The organism is Sporomusa acidovorans (assembly GCF_900101845.1).
GTDB classification, from domain to species: domain Bacteria; phylum Bacillota; class Negativicutes; order Sporomusales; family Sporomusaceae; genus Sporomusa; species Sporomusa acidovorans.
Genome location: NZ_FNAM01000020.1, coordinates 50,296 through 71,636 on the forward strand (window position 1 = coordinate 50,296; position 21,341 = coordinate 71,636).

The 21,341-nt window shown below is 45.6% G+C and carries 18 protein-coding genes and 1 other annotated feature; of the genes, 1 reads left to right on the plus strand and 17 read right to left on the minus strand.

Features of this window, described 5'->3' with window-relative positions:
* Positions 1–324 precede the first annotated feature (324 nt).
* From BLR65_RS14695 to BLR65_RS14760, 14 genes are all read right to left on the minus strand, one after another.
* Complete coding sequence (locus tag BLR65_RS14695) at positions 325–969, minus strand: redox-sensing transcriptional repressor Rex (RefSeq protein ID WP_093794944.1); 645 nt, start codon at positions 967–969, stop codon at positions 325–327.
* A 238-nt stretch (positions 970–1,207) separates the two neighbouring features.
* Positions 1,208–2,935 (minus strand): NADH-dependent [FeFe] hydrogenase, group A6, encoded by a 1,728-nt coding sequence (locus tag BLR65_RS14700; RefSeq protein ID WP_093794945.1) that lies wholly within the window; start codon positions 2,933–2,935, stop codon positions 1,208–1,210.
* A gap of 74 nt (positions 2,936–3,009) precedes the next feature.
* The gene (nuoF, locus tag BLR65_RS14705) at positions 3,010–4,800 is read right to left on the minus strand and encodes an NADH-quinone oxidoreductase subunit NuoF (RefSeq protein WP_093794946.1); all 1,791 of its coding nucleotides are present in this window, start codon (positions 4,798–4,800) and stop codon (positions 3,010–3,012) included.
* A gap of 28 nt (positions 4,801–4,828) precedes the next feature.
* Entirely contained in the window at positions 4,829–5,194 is a 366-nt protein-coding gene (locus BLR65_RS14710) for a (2Fe-2S) ferredoxin domain-containing protein (RefSeq protein WP_093794947.1), read from the minus strand.
* Entirely contained in the window at positions 5,181–5,744 is a 564-nt protein-coding gene (locus BLR65_RS14715; RefSeq protein WP_093794948.1) for an ATP-binding protein, read from the minus strand. The genes BLR65_RS14710 and BLR65_RS14715 overlap by 14 nt, the downstream gene beginning before the upstream one ends.
* Before the next feature lie 9 nt (positions 5,745–5,753).
* The gene (gene nuoE / locus BLR65_RS14720) at positions 5,754–6,263 is read right to left on the minus strand and encodes an NADH-quinone oxidoreductase subunit NuoE (protein ID WP_093794949.1); all 510 of its coding nucleotides are present in this window, start codon (positions 6,261–6,263) and stop codon (positions 5,754–5,756) included.
* 58 nt (positions 6,264–6,321) lie between these two features.
* Positions 6,322–7,065, minus strand: coding sequence for a PHP domain-containing protein (locus BLR65_RS14725; RefSeq protein ID WP_245692805.1), 744 nt, complete (start codon positions 7,063–7,065; stop codon positions 6,322–6,324).
* Positions 7,062–7,403 (minus strand): DRTGG domain-containing protein, encoded by a 342-nt coding sequence (locus BLR65_RS14730; protein ID WP_093794951.1) that lies wholly within the window; start codon positions 7,401–7,403, stop codon positions 7,062–7,064. Before BLR65_RS14730 ends, BLR65_RS14725 begins: the two co-directional genes overlap by 4 nt.
* Before the next feature lie 35 nt (positions 7,404–7,438).
* Complete coding sequence (locus tag BLR65_RS14735) at positions 7,439–8,767, minus strand: [Fe-Fe] hydrogenase large subunit C-terminal domain-containing protein (RefSeq protein WP_093794952.1); 1,329 nt, start codon at positions 8,765–8,767, stop codon at positions 7,439–7,441.
* A 38-nt stretch (positions 8,768–8,805) separates the two neighbouring features.
* Entirely contained in the window at positions 8,806–9,234 is a 429-nt protein-coding gene (locus tag BLR65_RS14740; RefSeq protein WP_093794953.1) for an ATP-binding protein, read from the minus strand.
* Positions 9,213–9,593 carry a DRTGG domain-containing protein gene (locus BLR65_RS14745; RefSeq protein ID WP_093794954.1) on the minus strand — a complete coding sequence of 127 codons (381 nt, stop codon included), beginning with the start codon at positions 9,591–9,593 and terminating at the stop codon, positions 9,213–9,215. The genes BLR65_RS14740 and BLR65_RS14745 overlap by 22 nt, the downstream gene beginning before the upstream one ends.
* A 282-nt stretch (positions 9,594–9,875) precedes the next feature.
* Entirely contained in the window at positions 9,876–11,114 is a 1,239-nt protein-coding gene (locus tag BLR65_RS14750; RefSeq protein ID WP_093794955.1) for an O-antigen ligase family protein, read from the minus strand.
* Between the two features lie 100 nt (positions 11,115–11,214).
* Positions 11,215–12,498, minus strand: coding sequence for a bifunctional folylpolyglutamate synthase/dihydrofolate synthase (locus tag BLR65_RS14755; RefSeq protein WP_093794956.1), 1,284 nt, complete (start codon positions 12,496–12,498; stop codon positions 11,215–11,217).
* Positions 12,499–12,628: 130 nt separating this feature from the next.
* Positions 12,629–15,292, minus strand: coding sequence for a valine--tRNA ligase (locus BLR65_RS14760; RefSeq protein ID WP_093794957.1), 2,664 nt, complete (start codon positions 15,290–15,292; stop codon positions 12,629–12,631).
* 49 nt (positions 15,293–15,341) lie between these two features.
* Positions 15,342–15,566 (minus strand) — a binding site (T-box leader).
* A gap of 466 nt (positions 15,567–16,032) precedes the next feature.
* Between BLR65_RS14760 and fdhF the strand changes: the two genes are divergently transcribed.
* The gene (gene fdhF / locus BLR65_RS30940) at positions 16,033–18,714 is read left to right on the plus strand and encodes a formate dehydrogenase subunit alpha (RefSeq protein ID WP_093794958.1); all 2,682 of its coding nucleotides are present in this window, start codon (positions 16,033–16,035) and stop codon (positions 18,712–18,714) included.
* Between the two features lie 168 nt (positions 18,715–18,882).
* On the opposite strand, the gene BLR65_RS14770 is transcribed toward fdhF, so the two are convergent.
* From BLR65_RS14770 to BLR65_RS14780, 3 genes are read right to left on the minus strand one after another with little or no spacing between them, the layout of a single operon-like run.
* Positions 18,883–19,389, minus strand: a complete 507-nt coding sequence (locus BLR65_RS14770; protein ID WP_093794959.1) for a 4Fe-4S dicluster domain-containing protein — start codon at positions 19,387–19,389, stop codon at positions 18,883–18,885.
* A gap of 3 nt (positions 19,390–19,392) precedes the next feature.
* A complete protein-coding gene (locus BLR65_RS14775; protein WP_093794960.1) occupies positions 19,393–20,763 on the minus strand; it encodes a [FeFe] hydrogenase, group A in 1,371 nt (456 codons plus the stop codon).
* A gap of 12 nt (positions 20,764–20,775) precedes the next feature.
* A complete protein-coding gene (locus BLR65_RS14780; RefSeq protein WP_093794961.1) occupies positions 20,776–21,321 on the minus strand; it encodes a 4Fe-4S dicluster domain-containing protein in 546 nt (181 codons plus the stop codon).
* Positions 21,322–21,341 lie beyond the last annotated feature (20 nt).

A 21,341-nucleotide genomic window follows, 5' to 3' on the forward strand; every position in this document is an offset into this window, starting at 1 on the left:
GATATAATTACTGTTATTGTTAGGAAAATAGCAAAAAATATTCTAACCTATCTATACCAAACCACTAAAACAACAAAAAAGCACCTTGGGTTTATTTTGTGTGTCAACAAAACAAGCCTAGGTGCGCGCTTATTATATATCCTCTACGGGGATACGTATCAGATCATAAGAGCGTAATGGTTTGTGTTTATACTTTTCGATAGCAACATTGCTACCTGTCTGTATAATATAAGTATTATGAATATTGTTTGTTATTACATAGTATTCTATGTCGATCAACAAATCCCTGCTGCATTTTGCTAAAATAGTACTTTTTTTTATAAATTAGTTGTTTTGTCGCGAAAGATAATATGATATGCTGTTTAATCCAACTGATAAATCTTCACTAACAACATGAATATTGTCAGGAACATCGAGTTTTATGGGTGCAAAGTTCCAAATCCCTTTAATGCCAGCCTCAACAAGACGCATTGCCGTACTCTGAGCATGCTGGGCAGGTACCGTGATAATGCCTATTTCAATATTACGACTCTGAACAATGTCTTTTATTTCATCGATATGAAAGATTTGGACTTCATTAATATAGCGACCAATTTTTTCATCATCAACGTCAAAGATTGCCTGCAGTTGAAATCCCTGCGAAGAAAAATTGGCGTAATTAGCCAAAGCCCACCCCAGATGTCCAACACCTACGATAGCGATATTCCATTTGCGGTTGAGTCCAAGTATTTCACCAATATTGCGCATAAGTTCCCGCACATAATAACCTACACCCTTTTTACCGAACTCACCGAATGCGGAAAGATCTTTGCGTATCTGTTCAGGAGTAACCCCAATCTTTCGGCCTAACTCATCGGAGGATATAATCTCGATACCTTCTTCTTGACTGATTTTTAGAGTACGGTAGTAAAGCGGCAATCGATCTATTGTGGCTTTCGAGATTACAACATTTTCCTTGTTTTCTTTCATAACTAACTCTCCTAGAAGTACCAGCGCCTACAGAGGCGGCGTATACTTTTTATGAAATAATCATCGTTCATTTATTATTACGTTTTCTAGTAGTATATAGTAATGTATAGAATTGGTATTGTTATGTCATTTCACAATCTTATCACAATTAGCCAAAAAAATAAAGGGGTTACTGCAAAATAGTTTTAAATAAAACGAAAAGCCGCCTCAATGGTATTGAGACGGCCAGCATGGGATCTTAACATTTATTTTGTGGATGATAGTGCGTGTGCAGCAGATGATGCGATTTTTCTCCTAATGGCTTTCCGAGCCAGGTATCATAAAGTTCTTTAATGGCCGGATTATCATGTGATTTCCGTATGGCGGAACAACGATCACACTCATAAATAGCATCCAGACGTTTTTGCCGTTTTTCAGCCGACGTAATAATCGGCTGTCCGCCACCACCTGAGCAGCCACCGGGGCAAGCCATGATTTCAATGAAATGATAATCGGCCTCGCCGGCACGAATCTTATCAAGAAGTATACGGGCGTTAGCCAGCGTATGGGCTATGGCCACTTTCGCAGTTAATCCTTCTTTTAACTGAACCGAAGCCTCTTTGATACCGGTCATACCGCGAACAGCTTCAAATTCAATGTTATCAAGTTCTTTGCCTGACACCATTTTGGCAACTGTCCGGAGAGCAGCTTCCATGACACCACCGGTAGCGCCAAAGATCATACCAGCACCTGAGCCAACACCAAGTGGTGCGTCAAATTCAGCTTCAGGTAAATTCGCAAAGGTTATACCGGCTTCACGGATCATGCGAGCCAATTCACGGGTTGTCAATACATAATCGACATCCTGATAACCACTGGAGTTCATTTCGGGTCGGGCCGCTTCCGCCTTTTTCGCGGTACAAGGCATAATAGATACGGAAACAATATCTTTCGGATCAATACCCGCTTTTTCCGCATAGTAGGTCTTAGCCAAAGCCCCAAACATTTGCTGCGGCGATTTCGCAGTTGATAAATGATCTAAAAGATCCGGGTATTTAAGTTCAATGAAGTTAACCCAGCCTGGACTGCAAGAAGTGATCATCGGCAATGTCCCGCCATTTGTCAGGCGGTCAATCAATTCTGATCCCTCTTCCCAGATGGTAAGGTCGGCACTAAAGTTAGTGTCAAACACTTTATCAAAACCCAAGCGTTTTAATGAGGCTACCATTTTGCCGGTTACAATCGAACCATTAGGCAAGCCGAGAGCTTCCCCCAAAGCAACGCGAACAGCAGGAGCCGTTTGAACAATAACATGTTTGGCCGGATCACTCAGGGCGTTCCACACTGCCTCAGTATCGTCTTTTTCCACGATAGCCCCAGTCGGGCATACGGCGGCACATTGGCCGCAAAATGTACAGGCGACCTGATCCAAGCCTAAATTAAACGCCGGCACAACAGTTGTATTGAAACCACGGTTAGCAAAACTATAGACATGCACACCCTGACGTTCACTGCAAGCGCGGATACAGCGACCGCACAAAATACATTTACTTTGGTCACGAACCAATGACGGGTTGCTGTTATCCAGCGGATAGCTTTTCTTTTCGCCATCGAAACGGATTTCCCGAACACCCAGGTCGGCAGCGATATTTTGCAATTCGCAATTTAAATTACGTTGACAGGATAAACAGTCGGTCGGATGGTTGGCCAACAATAATTCTACTACTGTCTTACGAGCTTCGCGGACAGCAGCGGTATTTGTGTGAACAACCATGCCTTCATTTACCGGATAAACGCAAGATGCCACCAAGCTACGGGCACCTTCTACCTCAACCATGCAAACCCTGCAGGCACCTTCTACACGCAGCTCAGGATGATAGCACAAAGTCGGAACTTTGATTCCGAGCGATGTTGCTGCTTCCAAAACGGTCGATGTCTTCGGTACGGCTACCTTCTGGCCATCGATTGTTATATTAACCATTTCCATCGTCGTGTCACCCTCTCTTCACCCAACATTATTATACCTCTGGATAGGTTTTCACCGGCCGTTAGCCGGCGATTTTAGCCTTTAAGAATTGCTTTAAACGGGCATTTTTCGAAGCAAGCGCCGCATTTAATGCATTTTGCGGAATCAATTTCGTGCTGCGCTTTCTTTTCACCGCTAATCGCCTCAGCCGGGCATGCTTTTTTGCACAGGCCGCAGCCTTTGCAGGCATCAGTAATGCTATAGAGCAGTAAATTCGAACAGGCGCCGGCCGGACAGCGTTTTTCCTTGATATGGGCTTCATATTCGTCCCGGAAATAATGTAAAGTGGAAAGTACAGGATTCGGTGCCGTTTGACCAAGGCCACACAGTGCCGTAGCTTTAATATTTTTCGCCAAAGATTCTAAGAGTTCAATATCTCCCTGACGACCATTTCCTTCTGTAATACGGGTTAGAATTTCCAGCATGCGTTTCGTGCCTTCACGGCACGGCGTACATTTACCGCAAGACTCTGCCTGGGTGAAGTTAAGGAAAAATTTAGCAACATCGACCATACAAGTAGTTTCATCCATGACAACTAAGCCGCCAGATCCCATCATCGCCCCGGCTTTGATGAGTGAATCATAATCTACAGGCAAATCAAGCATGCTCTCAGGCAGACAGCCGCCGGACGGACCGCCGATCTGAACCGCTTTGAATTTTTTGCCGCCTTGAATACCGCCACCGATTTCGTAAATTATTTCACGCATCGTAATGCCCATAGGAACTTCTGCCAAACCGGTATTATTGATTCGGCCGGTAAGCGCAAACACTTTCGTCCCCTTACTGCGCTCGGTACCGATTGACGCGTACCAGTCGGCACCCTTATTGATAATTTGCGGTACATTAGCGAAAGTTTCCACATTATTAATATTAGTCGGCTTGCCCCACAAACCGGAAATCGCCGGGAATGGCGGGCGCGGACGCGGCATACCGCGTTTGCCTTCAATAGATGCTAACAGCGCTGTTTCCTCACCGCATACAAAAGCGCCGGCACCTTCCTTGATTTTTAATTTAAAGTTAAAACCGGAGCCTAAAATATTTTCGCCTAACAATCCCATTTCTTCGGCTTGCTTGATCGCTGTTTTTAAACGCTTAATAGCCAGTGGATATTCGGCCCGAACGTAGACATAGCCTTCGTCTGCCCCAATCGCATAGCCGCAGATAGCCATGCCTTCTATCACGCGATGCGGGTCGCCTTCGAGCACACTGCGATCCATAAACGCTCCCGGGTCACCTTCATCAGCGTTGCAAACCACATATTTTTTCGTACCGGGAGCATTACGGGTGAAGCCCCATTTCACACCGGTAGGGAACCCACCGCCCCCACGACCCCTGAGACCAGCCTTTTTAATTTCCTCAACTACCTCTTCCGATTTCATTTGGGTCAAAGCTTTGCCTAAGGCCTCATAACCGCCCTCAGCTATATATTCCTTGATATCTTCCGGATTGATATGCCCGCAGTTGGCCAATACATAGCGCATCTGTTTTTTATAAAACGCCAGTTCGTTATAATTGGGAATTTTCTCATGGGTAATAGGTTCTTTATACAGTAACCGTTCTACAATACGTCCCTTGTAAAGATGGGTTTCCACTAATTCAGGCACATCCGATTCCTGAACGCGAACATAGAACGTACCTTCAGGGTAGATGATAACTAACGGGCCCATTTCACAAAAGCCATGGCAGCCAGTTTCAATTATCTTTACTTCTTTATCTAAACCTTTTTTGACCAGTTCTTCTTTAAGTGCGGCTTCAACCTTTTTGGAGCCTGAAGACACGCAGCCAGTACCGGCGCAAATGAGTACATGCGCTCTTATATGTTCCATAGTATCCCCTCCTGTTACTCTACCATAATTATTCAGTTATTTTACCGATAGCAAGCTCTTGGACGATGCGACCGTTAACTACATGCTCGGCGATAATTTTGGGGACATCTGCCGGTTTAACTCTGCCGTAAGTAATCCGCGGTTCGCCAGGACGTACAACATCAACAAGTACTTCTTGTTCACACATACCGATACAACCTGTCTGACGAACTTTAACTTCTTCCAATTTTCTTTTAGCGATTTCCTCCAAGATAGCGGTCATAACTTGCCTTGCACCGGCAGCAATACCACAAGTACCCATGCCAACAATTATTTGCGTGCCACCTTCATGGCGTAAATTGTTTTGGTTCTTAAGCTGTTCCCGCAGGCGTTTCAAATCCTCAATTGTTTTCATCTTTAGCACCTCCGTACAAATTGGCTATGTGATCTGACAAATACCCGTTTAGCCAGACTAACACGTCAGGCTGTGTTAATGGAATACCATCCAAAGTATTAGCTAAATCCCGGGAGGAAACCGTAAACCTCCTGTCATTAACGGTATGATCATAGATAAAATCCAGTTCCGGATTGGCAACAAGAATGCTTTTAATTGTTTCCACCAGATTGCCCATAGGCGGCCGGTCCAAGTGACTGTGTTGATACATAGCCTCAACCACGGTTCCCTTTCCAGGCGTCGAGTCAACGTTTAAGTACCCACCGCAACGTTTAGTAGACATGTCCATTAATGGCAAGCCTAATCCTATCCGTCGAGTCGTACGAGTCGTTATAAAAGGATCTATCACTAACTGGCGAAGCTTTTCATCCATTCCCCGCCCATTGTCCGTAACCCGGATGATCATCTTATCACTATTTAAATTTTCATTGATTTCTAATTTGACTGAAGTCGCCCCTGCTTCGATTGAATTCTGAACTAAGTCCAGCAAATGAAGAGATATTTCACGCATTAGGTAAAATCAGGCGTACTTCGCCAGCAATTCAGGAATTATTTGAGGTGTCAGGCGACCATGGGTATCATCATTGACCATCATGACTGGCGCCAAACCACAGGCACCGATGCAAGCCACTGTTTCCAATGTGAATTTAAGATCCGGAGTTGTGCCGCCGGCTTTAATCTGCAGGTTATCTTCCAGTGCTTTAAGAATAGCTTTAGCCCCGCGCACGTGGCAGGCAGTCCCCTGGCAAACACGAACAATATTTTTTCCACGGGGATTAAGATGAAATTGAGAATAAAACGTAACCACACCATAGATCTGGCTAACTGGAATTGCCAGCTTTTCCGCAATAAACTGTATCACTTCTTTAGGCAGATACCCATACGCATTTTGCGCTTCTTGCAGCACCGGAATAAGAGCACCTTTTACCCCCTGGAATTTTGCTAATATTTCTTCCAGTTTGTCCATTGCCAGCTTGTTAACCTCTCCGCCGCCACCGCAGCAGCATTTCGTTTCCTTGTCGCTGTTCATGTTTACTCCTCCTTATGAAAAAATCACACTTATCCTTGTAAAGCGGTTTAACGACTAGCTAAACCACCACCTTTCGTAGATTTTGAGCTAACAAAGCCTGCCGGATTTCCCCTAATGTTGGCTCTTCGAGATAAAAATTTGTTTTAGGACCATCAATAAAATCACTCATTATATGGGCATCCGAGGCCGTTATTACGGGCAGGCGACCGATAGCGGGAATACGCTGCGGCGCCTGCGCGACACGCATACGTCTTGAAACTTCGACGGCTGTCAATTCAACATCAGGTGGAATAAAGCCCAGTTGTGAGATAATGCTGTAAGTTGGCCGGTCAACGTGACTGGCAATACAAATCCCGCCAATATTTTTAACTTGTTTAGAAATTTCCGCAACCCCTGCGGTCAGGGAAGCCAGCAACATTTCCGTTTTCTCAGCCACAAAATTGTCATCGGCATCAACAATAAATTGAGCCCCGAAACGTTCAGCATCATTTACTCGTCCGGACATATGCAGCTTGGTAAATTGTTCCCAGGCCTTAAGTTGACGCATTTTTTCGAATAAAACAAGCAAATGGACTTCCTCTTTACTTTCGACTTCCATCCCGGGAATTACGGTAACATCGGTTCCTTTCGCAGCCTCCAAAGCGGCAACTACATTATCACAAGCGTTATGATCAGTAATGGCGACTATATCAACTTTATGCTTTACAGCATTCATAACAATATTATGTGGTGTCATTTCAATTTCTGCACAAGGTGATAACAGAGTATGCACATGAAGGTCCGCCACGAACTGACGCATCATTCCCCCGTAATACCCAGCCCGTATAGCCGGCCAACTACTTCAAAGGAAGGAAGTGTTGTGGTCAAAAGGACGATGTCTTCCGATCCTGCTTTGCGAATCGCATCCTTATCAGGTTCTACGCCGCCGGTAACGATGATGGCGGCCAGACCGGCCAGTGATGCCACTGCCACAATATTCTGATGCCCCTGCATAGTAACCCAAATATTGCCGGAGCGCGCCTGCCCCATTACATTGCTTAGCAGATCGGAAACATAGCCACCGCTGATCTCCTTCGTTAGGTTAGACTGACCTGCTACAACACGTAGTGGTAAAGCTTTCGTTAATTCTTGAACATTCACGAATACTCCTCCCAACACGGATTTATTAAAACAACCTACTTATCTTGATCCTTATCAAGCGGAGGGGGCAGCTTATCAGCCAAGTTTACCATTTCATAAGCCAAATCCCGAACCTTTTTGCGCAACAAAAATAAACAGTCCGTCATACTGGCCCGTCCTTGGGCAATGTCTTCAGCTAAAGCCTTGCAATTCGGCGAGCCACAGGATCCACAATCAAGTCCCGGTAAACTTTTCAAGGTAACATCCATCATTTCAATTTTGGACATCGCCTTATTTATATCTGCATCAAGACGAAGAGCGGGTTTGGGTTCGATCGCCCGCCGCCCGGCTACGCCGAGTTCAAATTCCGAATAATCAGAGCGTGGTCGTATGCCCAGTTTAGGATCCTGTGTCTTCTTCCTTTCAATCCGTTTTTTCATGCGATGTTCGGCCACATAATGATTTTCAACGGTCAGTGGACCGCCGATACAACCACCGGCACAGGCCAGTACTTCAATATAATCAACACTTTTCAATTTGCCTAAGGCAACTTGTTCCAACACATTCGTAACATTGTAAATATCATGTACAACCAATGTGTTGTCAACACCAATAGCAGATGTCTCGCCACCGGGCGCGGCCCAGCCGACACCTACCCAGGAAGCCTGGCGGCGGGCATCTTGATCATCGACAGATACAACCTTGGATAACTCGTGATAGATCTTGCTGATCGCAATAGCGCCACTAATACTCGATTTTTCCGTGCCAAGCGGCTGGTAAACTGCTGTCATTTTTGCCGGACAGGGCGTAATAAACCACGTACCAATCTCTTCCGGTTTAAAGTCATATAACCTTTCGGCTTCCGCCCTGGCTAACCGACCGGCCACTTCTACCGGAGCGTCAAACGGTACAATATGATCAATAATCTCAGGAAACTTGACCTGAATAAGCCTTACTACGGCCGGACAGGCCGAAGAGATAGCCGGGCGCAAAATATCAAGACGTTTGAGATAATCTTTGATCGCCAACGAGACAATTTCCGCTCCATGGGCAACCTCAAATACCTCATTAAAGCCCAGTTTTAATAAACCTGACAAAATGGCTTTAACCGGAATATCTTCATTAAACTGCCCATAAAGCGACGGTGCAGGCAAGGCGATATTATATTTATATTTTTGCAAATCAATCAAATCGTCTGTCACTGCCATTTTCGCATGGCTGGGACAATGACGGATACATTCACCGCAGTCGATACACCTGGACGATGTTATATGCGCCTTGCCACCGCGAATTCGGATGGCTTCGGTCGGACATCGTTTCGTGCAATTCACACATCCTTGACATCGTTCAGGTGCCAGCCTTACTGAATGATAACGCTCTTCCATCACTTTCACCACTCACCCTAGATATAGTTAAAACTCTATTAGTGGTTGATAATCATACTAAGTTTTGTTCCTATTCCTGGTGTAGTTTGAATATCTAACGTATCTGTGCAACGCGCCATATTAGGCAAGCCCATGCCGGCCCCAAATCCCATTTCGCGAATATGATCAGGTGCAGTCGAGTAACCTTCCTGCATAGCAAGATCAACATCACGAATTCCAGGACCTTCATCCTCTACACATAATTCAGTGCGATCCGAAAATATTTCTGCCCGAATGACGCCGCGATACGCATGGATAATTACATTCATTTCGGCTTCATATGCACTAATAGCAATTCTTCTAATAATCTCAGGACGCACACCAAGTTGCTGAAGAGTCCGCTTTATTTTGCTTGATGCTTCGCCTGCGCTGTCAAAGTCTCCGCCGATGAGGCTAAATTCCAATACTATTCCGTGTCGTGGCAGCAAAGAATTTCCTCCTTCGGCGAACACCCCGCCAACCCATCTTTATATAACATGCCGCAGGCTTCATACATTTGCCGTTCCGTCAGCAGTAGTGGTATCTTCATTTTTTTAGCCATTTCAATTACTTCTGAACCCGGCCTTTTACCGCGCACAAACATGATGGCGGCCAAATCACTCATTTCCGCAGTACGAATAACTTGAACATTAGTCAAACCAGTCAGTAACAGTGCATGTTCCTGAGTAAAAGCCAAAACGTCACTCATAAGGTCTGAACCACAGGCACTTTTTACTTCTCTGTTAAGCCACTCCGCCCCATAGAGTACTTCGGCATCCAGCAAGTTTTTGATATATGCTAATTTCACCACAGCACCTCCATGAGCTTCTATCTTAACCGGATTGTGCGAAAATTCACATGATTTCGCACAAAAAATTAAAGAGGGGATCAATCCTCTATATTAAAACCTAAGTGAACTAATATTTTTGATATATTCGCCCTACTTATTATAAATCCTGCTGCCAATTGTAATTTAATTAAGATTTTTACAAAAAATTACACAATATATTTGTTTTAGAAAATGATTCTCTTAAATATTATATAGGATATAACCCGCTACGGCAAAATGATAATTTATGCAAATAAGGTATTATTTGTAACGGCAATCAATATTCCATACGGCAACAATAATCGCATTTAAAAACCAAAATAACATCGACATCTGGATATTAAACATAATATAATCAGTAAACCCGTTTACCGCCAAACCAAGAATCGCCGCAACCACTCCCAGCATAACACCGGCTACCCATTTATTTTTCGTCCAGGTCAATATATTGATTGCCAGCTTAGTATGTTTATAGACAATGGATAAAAACACAATAAGTCCCGGAATGCCGATTTCAGCAGCAATATGCAAATACATGTTATGGGCATGGACAATTCTGGCAGCAGGGTTATTTAAGAAGAAATCGTATTCGGGATATACGAGCCAATAAGCACCCCAGCCTATACCTAAAAAGGGTTTGTCGCAGATCATGGCAACAGTACTTTCCCAAAGTGCTAGTCGCAGGGTCGATGAGGTGTCTGTCGGATTAAAGATGGACAGCAAGCGTTCCATAACAGCATCTTGGCAGAAAAATACAGCCAACGGAATAAGTAAAAAAAGCCATAACATTTTCCGGCTGTACAAGTGTCCACAAATCGCGATGACAGCCACAATGCTAAGCCATGCGCCACGCGAATAGGTAAGAACTAAACATATCCCCAACACCACTATAAGCGCAGCCATCAGTAACCTTTCTTTAGTTGATTCACTATGTAAGCCAAGACCGGCAGCCAAAGACATTACCACAACCAAAAAGCCGGCCAGTAAGTTCGGGTTCTGCAAGGTTGAAAAAACCCGTACTTTTAATTCGGGAAATTGTTCGCCATCTACCCATTGAAATGTCGATATATCCACTCCGTGAATGTATTGGTAAAACCCATAAGCAGACACAACAACAGCGGAAGCTAACACAGACCACACTAAACGCCGAAGCTGATACAGGGATGATAAATTATTAATAACTAGATAATAGGTTAAAATATACCGCCCCATTAAATGGTAATAATTATAAAAACTAAAGTTTTTGTCAGGCGATCCAGCGATTGACGCAGCCGATAAAATGACTAAAAGCCCAATAATTTTATCAAAGGGAGTATGTTTCAATAGCAATTTTCTAGATAATATCATCTTAGCTATCCATAGCAAAGTCCCTGCACTAAGAAACAGTGTTGTCAAGTTTAATGACAGCGGTAAAAAAAAGGCCACCGCTAAGATGCAGTGCTCGATCAGATAGTCAAGCCGATATTGATTTTGAGTATTAAACGAATATGCAATATGCACGGCTTCACCTACGATTAAAATTTTAAAGCCAAAGCATCACTGGCGCTTGAACTATGCCCCAAGCGCCAGTATTTATTATATACAATTATGGGGAGTTTGTCTACTTTCTAAAGATAATCTGCCGGGCTTCGCCAATCAAATACAAGGAACCGGCCACACAAACAATACCATTAGGCCCGGCAAGTTCTTTGGCTCGATCAATGCCCTGCTCAATAGAAGCAGCCGCTTCCACATGTCGGGCCTCTATTTCCTGGGCAATTTCTTCCGGTGTAGCTGCCCGATAAGAAAGCGGCTGAACAGTTACCACCGTATCACTGGTGCGAATAAGCTCACGGATTATTCCGGAAACATCTTTATCCCGTAAAATTCCCAAAGCAAATGTTATTTGTTTTCCCGGAAATACCTGATCGAGATTTTGGCGTAAGACCCTGGCACCATCAGGATTATGGGCACCATCGATAATAATAACTGGCTCACCGGGCACGATTTCAAACCGTCCGGGCCACTTGACTGTACTAAGGGCGCTCTTGATTGTCTCCGGAATAACACGCTGATCATTGGTTGCCATTAACAGCGCCGTCGTAACAGCTACCGCACTATTTTCCACTTGATGACAGCCAATAATATTCAGATCACTTTCCAGTTGACCCAAGCTGCCGGCGTTTATGGCGACTCGTTGTTTTCCGTCGGTCAAGCCTTTAAATTCACTAAAAAACTGTTCTTCTTTTACATAGACCGCAGCATGTTTCTCTTTGGCCGTCCGTTTGATAATAGCGAGTGCCTCGCCTCTTGCCGCCGTTACTACCGGCACACCCTCTTTAATAATGCCGGCTTTATGCCTGGCCACATCGGCAATCGTGGAGCCGCAGCGGTCCGTATGCTCAAGTGTGACATTCGTTATTACGGATATTTCCGGAATAATAACATTGGTAGAATCTAAAAGTCCGCCTAAGCCAACTTCAATAACAGCATACTCTACGCCAACGGCAGCAAAGTAGTAGAAGGCAGCAGCAGTAAGCACCTCAAACTCTGTCGGTTGTTCAAAACCGTCTTTTAACATTTGCTCAACAAAATGACTTGTATAAGTAACTGCCTGCGCAAATTCTTCTTTGGTTATTTCTTGTCCATTGACTACCATACGTTCCGGATAGTCATGCAGATGCGGTGACGTATACATGCCATTTTTAATTCCGCTGGCAGATAAAATGGCAGACAGCATCGCGGTTGTAGATCCCTTGCCGTTCGTACCGGTAACATGCAGGGATTTGAAACGACGTTCCGGATGCTGCATGAGCTCCAGCAACCGCTCAATGCGCGCCATTCCAAGGTTAATACCAAACTTACTTAGATTCTCAAGGTAGGCTAACGTTTGTTCATAATTCATCTGCTGCACCTCCGCTTTTTCGCATTATCAGCAAGGCTAACCTTGCTGATAATAAGTAAGAACGACTAAAGCTTCTGCCGGCGTCCTGAAGGACTTGGCACAAGCCAAGTCTTTTCTTAATACTGGATATCTATAAATGAGCCAAATAGGCCAAGCGTTCTTTAATTGCTGCTTGCTTCTCCAAATATTCGGCTTGCTTGGTTTTTTCCTTCTCGATGACATCGGCAGGAGCCTTGGCGGTAAAGCCGGGATTATTAAGTTTGCCGCTGATCCGCGCTAACTCTTTGTCAAGACTGTTTAGCTCTTTGTTTAGACGAGCAGTCTCTTTTTCCACATCAATAAGACCTTTAAGCGGCAAATAAATTTCCACACCGCTCACTACGGCCGTCATAGCGTTCTCAGGAATATCATCACGGCCGGTAAGAATAGTAATTGGCTCAGCAACAGCTAAGGTCTTAATATAAGCGGCATTGGCCTCTATTTGGTCTTTTAGCTCCCCTGACGCTATTTTGAGAATAACTTGACTCTTCTTACCCGGATGCACATTGACTTCGGCTCGCATATTGCGAACAGATTTTATTGTCTCCATGATAACGTTCATGAGCTGTTCATCCTGATGGTTAGCCAGTTTTTCATCTTCTCGCGGCCAAGTGGCCGTCATAATGCTAATTCCCCTGTGAGGCAGGTTCTGCCAGATGGCTTCGGTGATAAAAGGCATAAACGGATGCAATAGCTTTAAGGTGTTGCTCAGGACAAAACTTAACACATACTGAGCCACTTTGCGGCTGACCGCTTCGTCTTTATTATAAAGGCGGCTTTTGGCCAATTCGATATACCAATCGCAAAACTCATCCCAGATAAATTCGTATATCAGGCGGGCGGCTTCCCCTAGTTCAAAGTGCTCCAGATTGCGGGTTGCATCCAGGATGGTGGCATTATACCGGCTCAAAATCCAACGATCGGCAAGTGTGAACTGATTCGCATCAGGTTTGAAGTTCGAATCAAACCCTTCCAGGTTCATCAGAACAAACCGGGATGCATTCCAGATTTTATTGGCAAAGTTCCGGCTTGACTCAACCCGTTCCCAATAAAAGCGCATATCATTACCCGGGGTATTGCCGGTTATCAACATAAAACGCAACGTATCCGCGCCGTATTTGTCAATCACTTCCAGCGGATCAATGCCATTGCCGAGCGACTTGCTCATTTTCCGGCCCTGGCTGTCCCGGACCAATCCGTGAATAAATACATGCTTAAAAGGAATATTCTCTTGAAACTTAAGTCCCATCATAATCATTCTGGCTACCCAGAAAAAGATAATATCATAACCGGTTACTAAAACACTTGTCGGATAAAATTGTTGGAGTTCGGCTGTAGCTTGAGGCCAGCCCATGGTAGAAAACGGCCATAGCCCTGAACTAAACCAGGTATCAAGTACATCCGGGTCTTGTTCCACCTTGCCGCCGCATTTGGGGCAGGCTGTTACGTCCTCCCGGGACACAGTTACTTCGCCGCAATCTTCACAGTACCAGGCCGGAATCCGGTGTCCCCACCAGATTTGCCGGGAAATACACCAATCCCGGATGTTTTCCAGCCAATTTGTATAAATTTTTGTAAACCGTTCAGGTACAAATTGAATTTGGCCTGAATTTACCGCCTCGATGGCCGGTTTAGCCAGTGGTTCCATCTTCACAAACCATTGCTTGGAAATTAACGGTTCAACTACTGTGCTGCAACGCTGGCACTGGCCGACAGCATGGCTATGTTCATCAATTTTTACAAGATAACCTTGCTCTTTTAAATCGTTGACCAACACTTTACGGCATTCGTAGCGGTCCATACCGGCATATTTACCGGTGTCGGCCGCCATTGTGCCGTCCGGATTGATAACAACAATCTCGGCAAGCTTGTGTCTGAGACCCATTTCAAAGTCATTAGGATCATGAGCCGGGGTAACCTTGACGGCGCCTGTTCCGAAAGATGGATCTACATATTCATCTGCCACCAAAGGCAACCGGCGGCCAATTAACGGCAGAATCAAGTATTTACCAACCAGACGTTTATAGCGCTGATCCTCAGGATGGACAGCTACGCCGCTGTCTCCCAAAATGGTTTCCGGCCGGGTAGTCGCTACCGTAACATACTCATCGTCAGTACCCTCTACCAAATACCGTACATGGTAAAGATGACCCGGCTTTTCCTCATGTTCAACTTCAATATCACTGAGTGCGGTATTGCAGCGCGGACACCAGTTCGTAATCCGGGTTCCCTGATAAATAAGGCCCTGCTCATACAAAGTGACAAAAACTTCACGTACTGCTTGGGAGCAGCCTTCATCCATTGTAAAGCGCTCCCGTTCCCAGTCACACGAAGCGCCTAACCGTTTAAGCTGGTTAATAATCCGGCTGCCGTACTGGGCCTTCCAATCCCAAACCCTGTCAATAAATGCTTCCCGTCCCAGATCGTAGCGGGTCTTGCCTTCCTGTGCCAGAACCTCCTCCACTTTAATCTGCGTGGCGATACCGGCATGATCGGTCCCGGGCATCCACAGGGTATTATAGCCCTGCATACGTTTAAACCGAATAAGAATATCCTGCAGGGTTTCATCAAGCGCATGTCCCATGTGAAGTTGACCGGTTACATTAGGCGGCGGTATAACAATGCTAAAGGCTTGTTCTTCGGGGGCAACTTCCGCATGAAATAACCTGTTATCTTCCCAAAACTTGTACCATTTGGCCTCCACCGCCTGCGGGTCATAAACAGTAGAAATATTGTTAATCTGCTCTTGTTCCATATGGCCTCCTAAATAACACTTCTTAGTAATATAAAAACTCCTTCATCCACATAAGGACGAAAGAGCTTTGCTTCCGCGATACCACCTTGATTTCCGGCAAAAATGCGCCGAACACTCACATTGCCATAACGGGGCAGTCCGGCCACGCCTACTACATAACATTCAGCGAGGCGGCTCCTGGGTGACTTTCAACTTGCACATTGAGAAGCCTTTCAGCCAAGGGCTTCCTCTCTAGGCAGATATGCAAGCTTACTTTTCCATTCTTCGCCGTTTTTGCCTATAATTCATTTTTTATACTTACCCCGATAAATAAGTTACACGACTTCGCGAACAAAATCTAAGCTTTTTCCATGGAATTTTTAAAACTGTACTCCATCTTACATAGACATTTTGTTTAATTATAATAAATGGTAATTACAATGTCAATATTAGTATGTACTCCCTTATCGGGCAAAATATGTTCTTGAAAAATTACACATTATTTCCACTTTGTTGCCATTTCAGCCAAAAGCGATCTCGTTTCGGCGTAATATTCTTGCCCTTCAGAATAATCAGTTGACGCCATGCTCAATCAGTTTCTATAATAGGCTTAAGTTACCTCAACAGTTTAGATGCGCTACCCCTATATACACGAAAGGAGGATATTATTAACTAAATGTAGAAATTGATTCTTCTTAAATAATTTTCATTCAATGGTTTCTGTATTCTCTATACTATAGCAAGGAGTGTGATTGCAGTTAATGGTCAAACTAACAATTGACGGCCAGGTCATTGGCGCCGCTAAAGGAAGCACTCTATTAGAGGCTGCCCGGCAAGCAGGTATAACGATTCCTACTTTGTGCCATCTGGCTGATTTAACCCCGGAAGGTGCTTGCCGGGTCTGTGTTGTAGAAGTAGAGGGAGCCAGAGGGCTTGTTACCGCCTGTACCTATCCTGTCTCCGAAGGCCTAGTAGTACGGACGAACACGGCGGCAATCCGGGAAGCACGTAAAAGTGTAGTTGAACTTATTTTAGCCAACCACCCGCAAGATTGTTTATCCTGTCAACGCAGCCTGGATTGCGAGTTGCAGTCGCTGGCCAATCAACTGGGCGTCCGGGAAATTCGCTTTAACGGTGAACGCCGTAAATATGCCATTGATGACAGCAACCCCTTTATTATTCGCGATAATAATAAATGTATTTTATGCGGGCGCTGCGTCCGGGTCTGCCGGGAAATCCAATGTTGTGACACGCTTGAATGGACAAACCGGGGTTTTGATACCAAAGTAGCACCGGCTTATGACGTACCGCTTGTCGATTCAGCCAGTTGTGTGTTTTGCGGAACTTGTGTATCTGCCTGCCCGGTAGGTGCCCTTACTGAAAAACCAATGCACCAAGCAGGTTTACCGGATAAGAAAGTCAAAACAACATGCCCATTCTGCGGCGTAGGCTGCAATTTTGATCTAAATGTCAAAGATGATAAGGTTATCGGTGTTACCTCCAATGTAAACAGTCCGGTTAACGGCCGCCTAACCTGCGTAAAAGGCCGTTTCGGCATTGACTATATTCATAGTCCTGAGCGCCTGACCACGCCGTTAATTAAGAAAAACGGCAAATTTGTGGAGGCGAGCTGGGATGAAGCACTTGATTTAGTTGCTACAAGGTTTAATGAAATAAAATCCGTCCATGGCGGCGATGCGCTGGCAGCGCTTAGCTCTGCCCGCTGTGTCAATGAAGATAACTATCTTATGCAAAAATTCATGCGCGCAGTGATTGGCACTAATAACGTTGATCACTGCGCACGTACCTGACACGCCCCCACTGTGGCCGGTCTGGCCACTTCATTCGGCTCAGGTGCCATGACAAATTCCATCAACGAAATACCCCACAGCAAAGTCTTGTTTGTTGTCGGCGCCAATCCAACAGAAGCGCATCCTGTCATCGGCGCGAAGATGCGCCAGGCGCTCCGTAACGGTGCTACGCTGATTGTTGCTGATCCCCGCAAAACGGAACTGGCTGGCAAATCCCATGTCTGGCTGCGCCTGAAACCAGGCACTGATATTGCTTTAATCAATGGGTTAATGCATATTATCATTCAATCCGGCTGGCATGACAAAACCTTTATTGAATCCTGCACCCACGGATTTGACCAGGTTGCCGAAACCGTAGAAAAGTATACGCCGGAGTATGTGGAGCACATTACCGGTGTTCCCAAACATTTGTTGTTCGCAGCGGCGAAGATCTACGGCACTGCCGAACGGGCCCAGATTTTTTATACGTTAGGAATTACCGAACACGTTTGCGGCACAGACAATGTTATGAGTTTAGCCAACCTTACTCTATTAACAGGCAATATCGGCAAACCCTATACCGGCCTAAATCCGCTCCGCGGTCAAAATAACGTTCAGGGTGCCTGCGACATGGGCGCTTTGCCCAATGTCTATCCGGGCTACCAAAAGGTTGATTTTCCCATGGTTCAGGAGAAGTTTGAAAAAGCTTGGGGAGTTACGTTATCCGCTAAAGTTGGTCTCATGATTCCTGACATGTTCGACAAGGCTATCAGTGGCGAATTAAAGGCCATGTATATTATGGGTGAAGACCCTGTTTTAACAGACGGCGATGCCAATCATGTCCGCAAAGCGCTCAACCATTTGGATTTTCTGGTTGTCCAGAATCTCTTTCTCACCGAAACGGCGAAATTAGCCGATGTCGTATTGCCGGGAGCATCCTTTGCCGAAAAAGACGGTACCTTTACCAATACGGAGCGCCGTATCCAAAGGGTTCGCCAGGCCATCAGCCCGATTGGCAACAGCCGCGCCGACTGGCGTATCCTGACAGATTTATCCAGCCGCATGGGCTATCTGATGTCTTATAATCATCCGAGCGAAATCATGGACGAGATGGCTTCGCTTAGCCCGATCTATGCGGGTGTCTCCTTTGATCGCCTGGAAGAAGCGGGCCTGCAATGGCCGGTTCCGGACAAAACTCACCCCGGCACTCCGTATCTTCATGACAAAGGCAAGTTTACCTGCGGTATCGCCAGGTTTAAAGCCATTGACCACCAGCCTCCCGGCGAAGAACCGGATGCTGCTTATCCGTTCCTGCTGAGTACCGGCCGTATTCTCTACCACTATAACATCACTACCCCCGGCTACTCCAAAACACTGACCGACTTCCGTTCCGAAGAACAGGCCATGATTCATCCGGAAGATGCCAAGCGCCTAAAAATTCAGGACCAGGATAGTATTCGTGTTTCCTCGCGGCGCGGCCAAGTGCAAACGAAAGCCTGGGTTACAGACCGTGTCCCGCCGGGAGTTATCTGGATGTCCTTCCACTATCTTGCAACCCCGACAAATGAACTTACCAGCAGCAATGCAGATAAAACAACCAAAACCTACGAATATAAAGTATGTGCGGTTAACGTCGAAAAACTAAATGGCTGATTAACAAACAAACATCTGTGGCCTTTACTAAAAGTGCCACAGATGTTTTCTTAGTTAAACAGAGTTTATAACAGAATTCTGTTGACATAAGTGCAACCAGCGATTAGCGCTTTCGCCAAAGGCTCAGCGTTAGCCGGGTTTTCTAATACCTGGAGATGTAATCGTTTTTTAAGCGTTCCGTACGGCATTGACCCGTTTTTCTTTTACACTGCTAGCAATTGATTCCGGCAGCATAATCTTCAAGGCCTTAGTCGGACATTTTTGCACACATTGTGGCCCGTCAGGTATTTCGGCACACAAATCACATTTATAAGCCGTTTTTTGAGGAGCGTTTTCGGCTGTACGCGTCAAATAAACAGCCCCTATCGGACAAGCCAGCAAACAGTTTTTGCAGCCGACACATTTCTCGGCAAGCACATAAATTGCCTGCCCTCGATGCACAATGGCCTTCTCGGGACAAGCCTCCGCACAGGGGGCGTCTTCACATTGGCGGCATTGAATAGGGACGCTGATATCTTCTGTTTTAACTACCGACAATCGCGGTAAGAACGGCACGCTCTTAATTTCTTCGGTGCCAAGCTGCTTTTTGGTATGCGCTAACACACACGCAAGCTCACACGTGCGGCAGCCTATACATAAGTCAGGGTTGCCGATAACAAAAGCTGTGTCCAGCATGCTCTATCCCCTCCTTACGTAATGTGTGTGTAATAATTCATGCGATTTATGCCCCAGCGGTTTACCCAGAAAGTCCTTATAAAGTTTAGCCACCTCAGGATTCTCATGCGATTTTCTCAGCGGCAACTCTTCATCATGTTTATACATAGAATCCATGCGTTTGGCATAAACGTCTGTACGTTCGGTCTCTAACAGCACTTTCGGCTGACCGCCGCCGCTAATACACCCCTGCGGACAAGCCATAACCTCAACAAACTGGAAATCGGCGGTACCATTTTTTATTTGTTCAAGAACAGGCTCAACATTGGCCAAACCGGCAACAACGACTGTCTTAATCGTTAAATCGCCTACCTGAATAGTAGCCCGTTTTACTCCCTGGCTGTGGCGAACCTCCAGGATGTTGACATCATCTATGGGTTTACCGGTAATCAGTTCATAGCCAGTACGCAGTGCAGCTTCCATAACCCCGCCGGTAACGCCGAAGATATGCCCGGCACCGGTATAGTTTCCCAGTACGGAATCCGGTTTGCCAGCCTCAAGGTGTTTAAAATCAATGCCGGCATACTTAATTAAATTAGCTAATTCTCTGGTAGTCAGAACAAGATCGACATCCTGAAACCCGCTTGCTTTCATTTCCGGACGGGCAGCTTCAAATTTTTTGGCGGTACAGGGCATAACCGACACACTGACTATTTTCTTGGGATCTATCTTATCTACCTGAGCGCCGTATGTCTTGAACAACGCACCCGCCATCTGCTGGGGAGATTTACAACTGGACAGGTTTGCCTGCAAATCGTAATGCTCTTGCTCAACATATTTTACCCAAGCCGGACAACAGGAAGTAAACATCGGCAAAACACCATTTTCCTGTATCCGCTTAATAAGCTCACTGCCTTCTTCCATAATGGTCAGATCGGCTGTGAAATTGGTATCATAAACCTTGTCAAAACCTAATTTTCGCAAGGCGGTAATCATTTTGCCGGCCACCAGTTCACCGGATTCCATACCAAAGTCTTCTGCCAGGCCAACCCGGACAGCCGGAGCACATTGCACCATTGTCACTACATCAGGATCATTAAGCGCTTGCCATACTTGCTGCACGTGCCCCATATTATGTGCGGCAAACAATGGCTCTTTCACATTGTCTAGCAGACCGCGCTCCTGCATCTTAATTTCCCGGGGCTTAGTGGTCTCCGATTTATATTCCTGATAGGCACTGCAAATCTGCACACACTGGCCGCAGAAGCAGCATTTATCATAATTGATATCTACCGGCATTCCTTCCGGTCCGCCAATCGCGCCGACAGGGCATACATTCGTACATCGCTGGCAGCCGGTGCATAATTCCTGATCAATTTCAATTGTATATTGCATAGTACTCACCTCCTATTTTTTAAACATGCCGACAATTGTCGCGACAGCTTTTTTATTCTTTTCTTTTTTTTCCTTATGCGGCTCTACCAGCCGCAATGCTTTTTCCGGACAAACTTCGACGCAGATAGGACCTTTTTCACGGGTATGGCAAAGATCACATTTATTACCATATAATAGCGGTTTGCCTAAATTCTCCTGCATGACCTCTTGTCCGTTTATGAAACGGGGTACGAGTTCCACGGCGCCAAACGGGCAGGCCACCAGGCAGTCTTTGCAGCCTTTGCATTTTTCTGTCTGAATTAAGACTTTATCGCCTTCAAAATAAATTGCTTTTTGCAGGCACGCCTGCGCACAAGGTGCATCCTCGCAATGATGGCACTGCACCGGCATAGTCACCTCATCCACGCGGGTGACAAACAACTTGGGAAATACAGGGGTGTCAATGTTGCCTGCCGTAATCCCCTCAACATTATGGGATACATGGCAAGCGATTTCACAGGCCTTACAGCCTATGCATTTCTCCCCGTCCCCAACAACAAACGGGCTCAACTTTTCCATATTTACCTCCTTAGCAATAA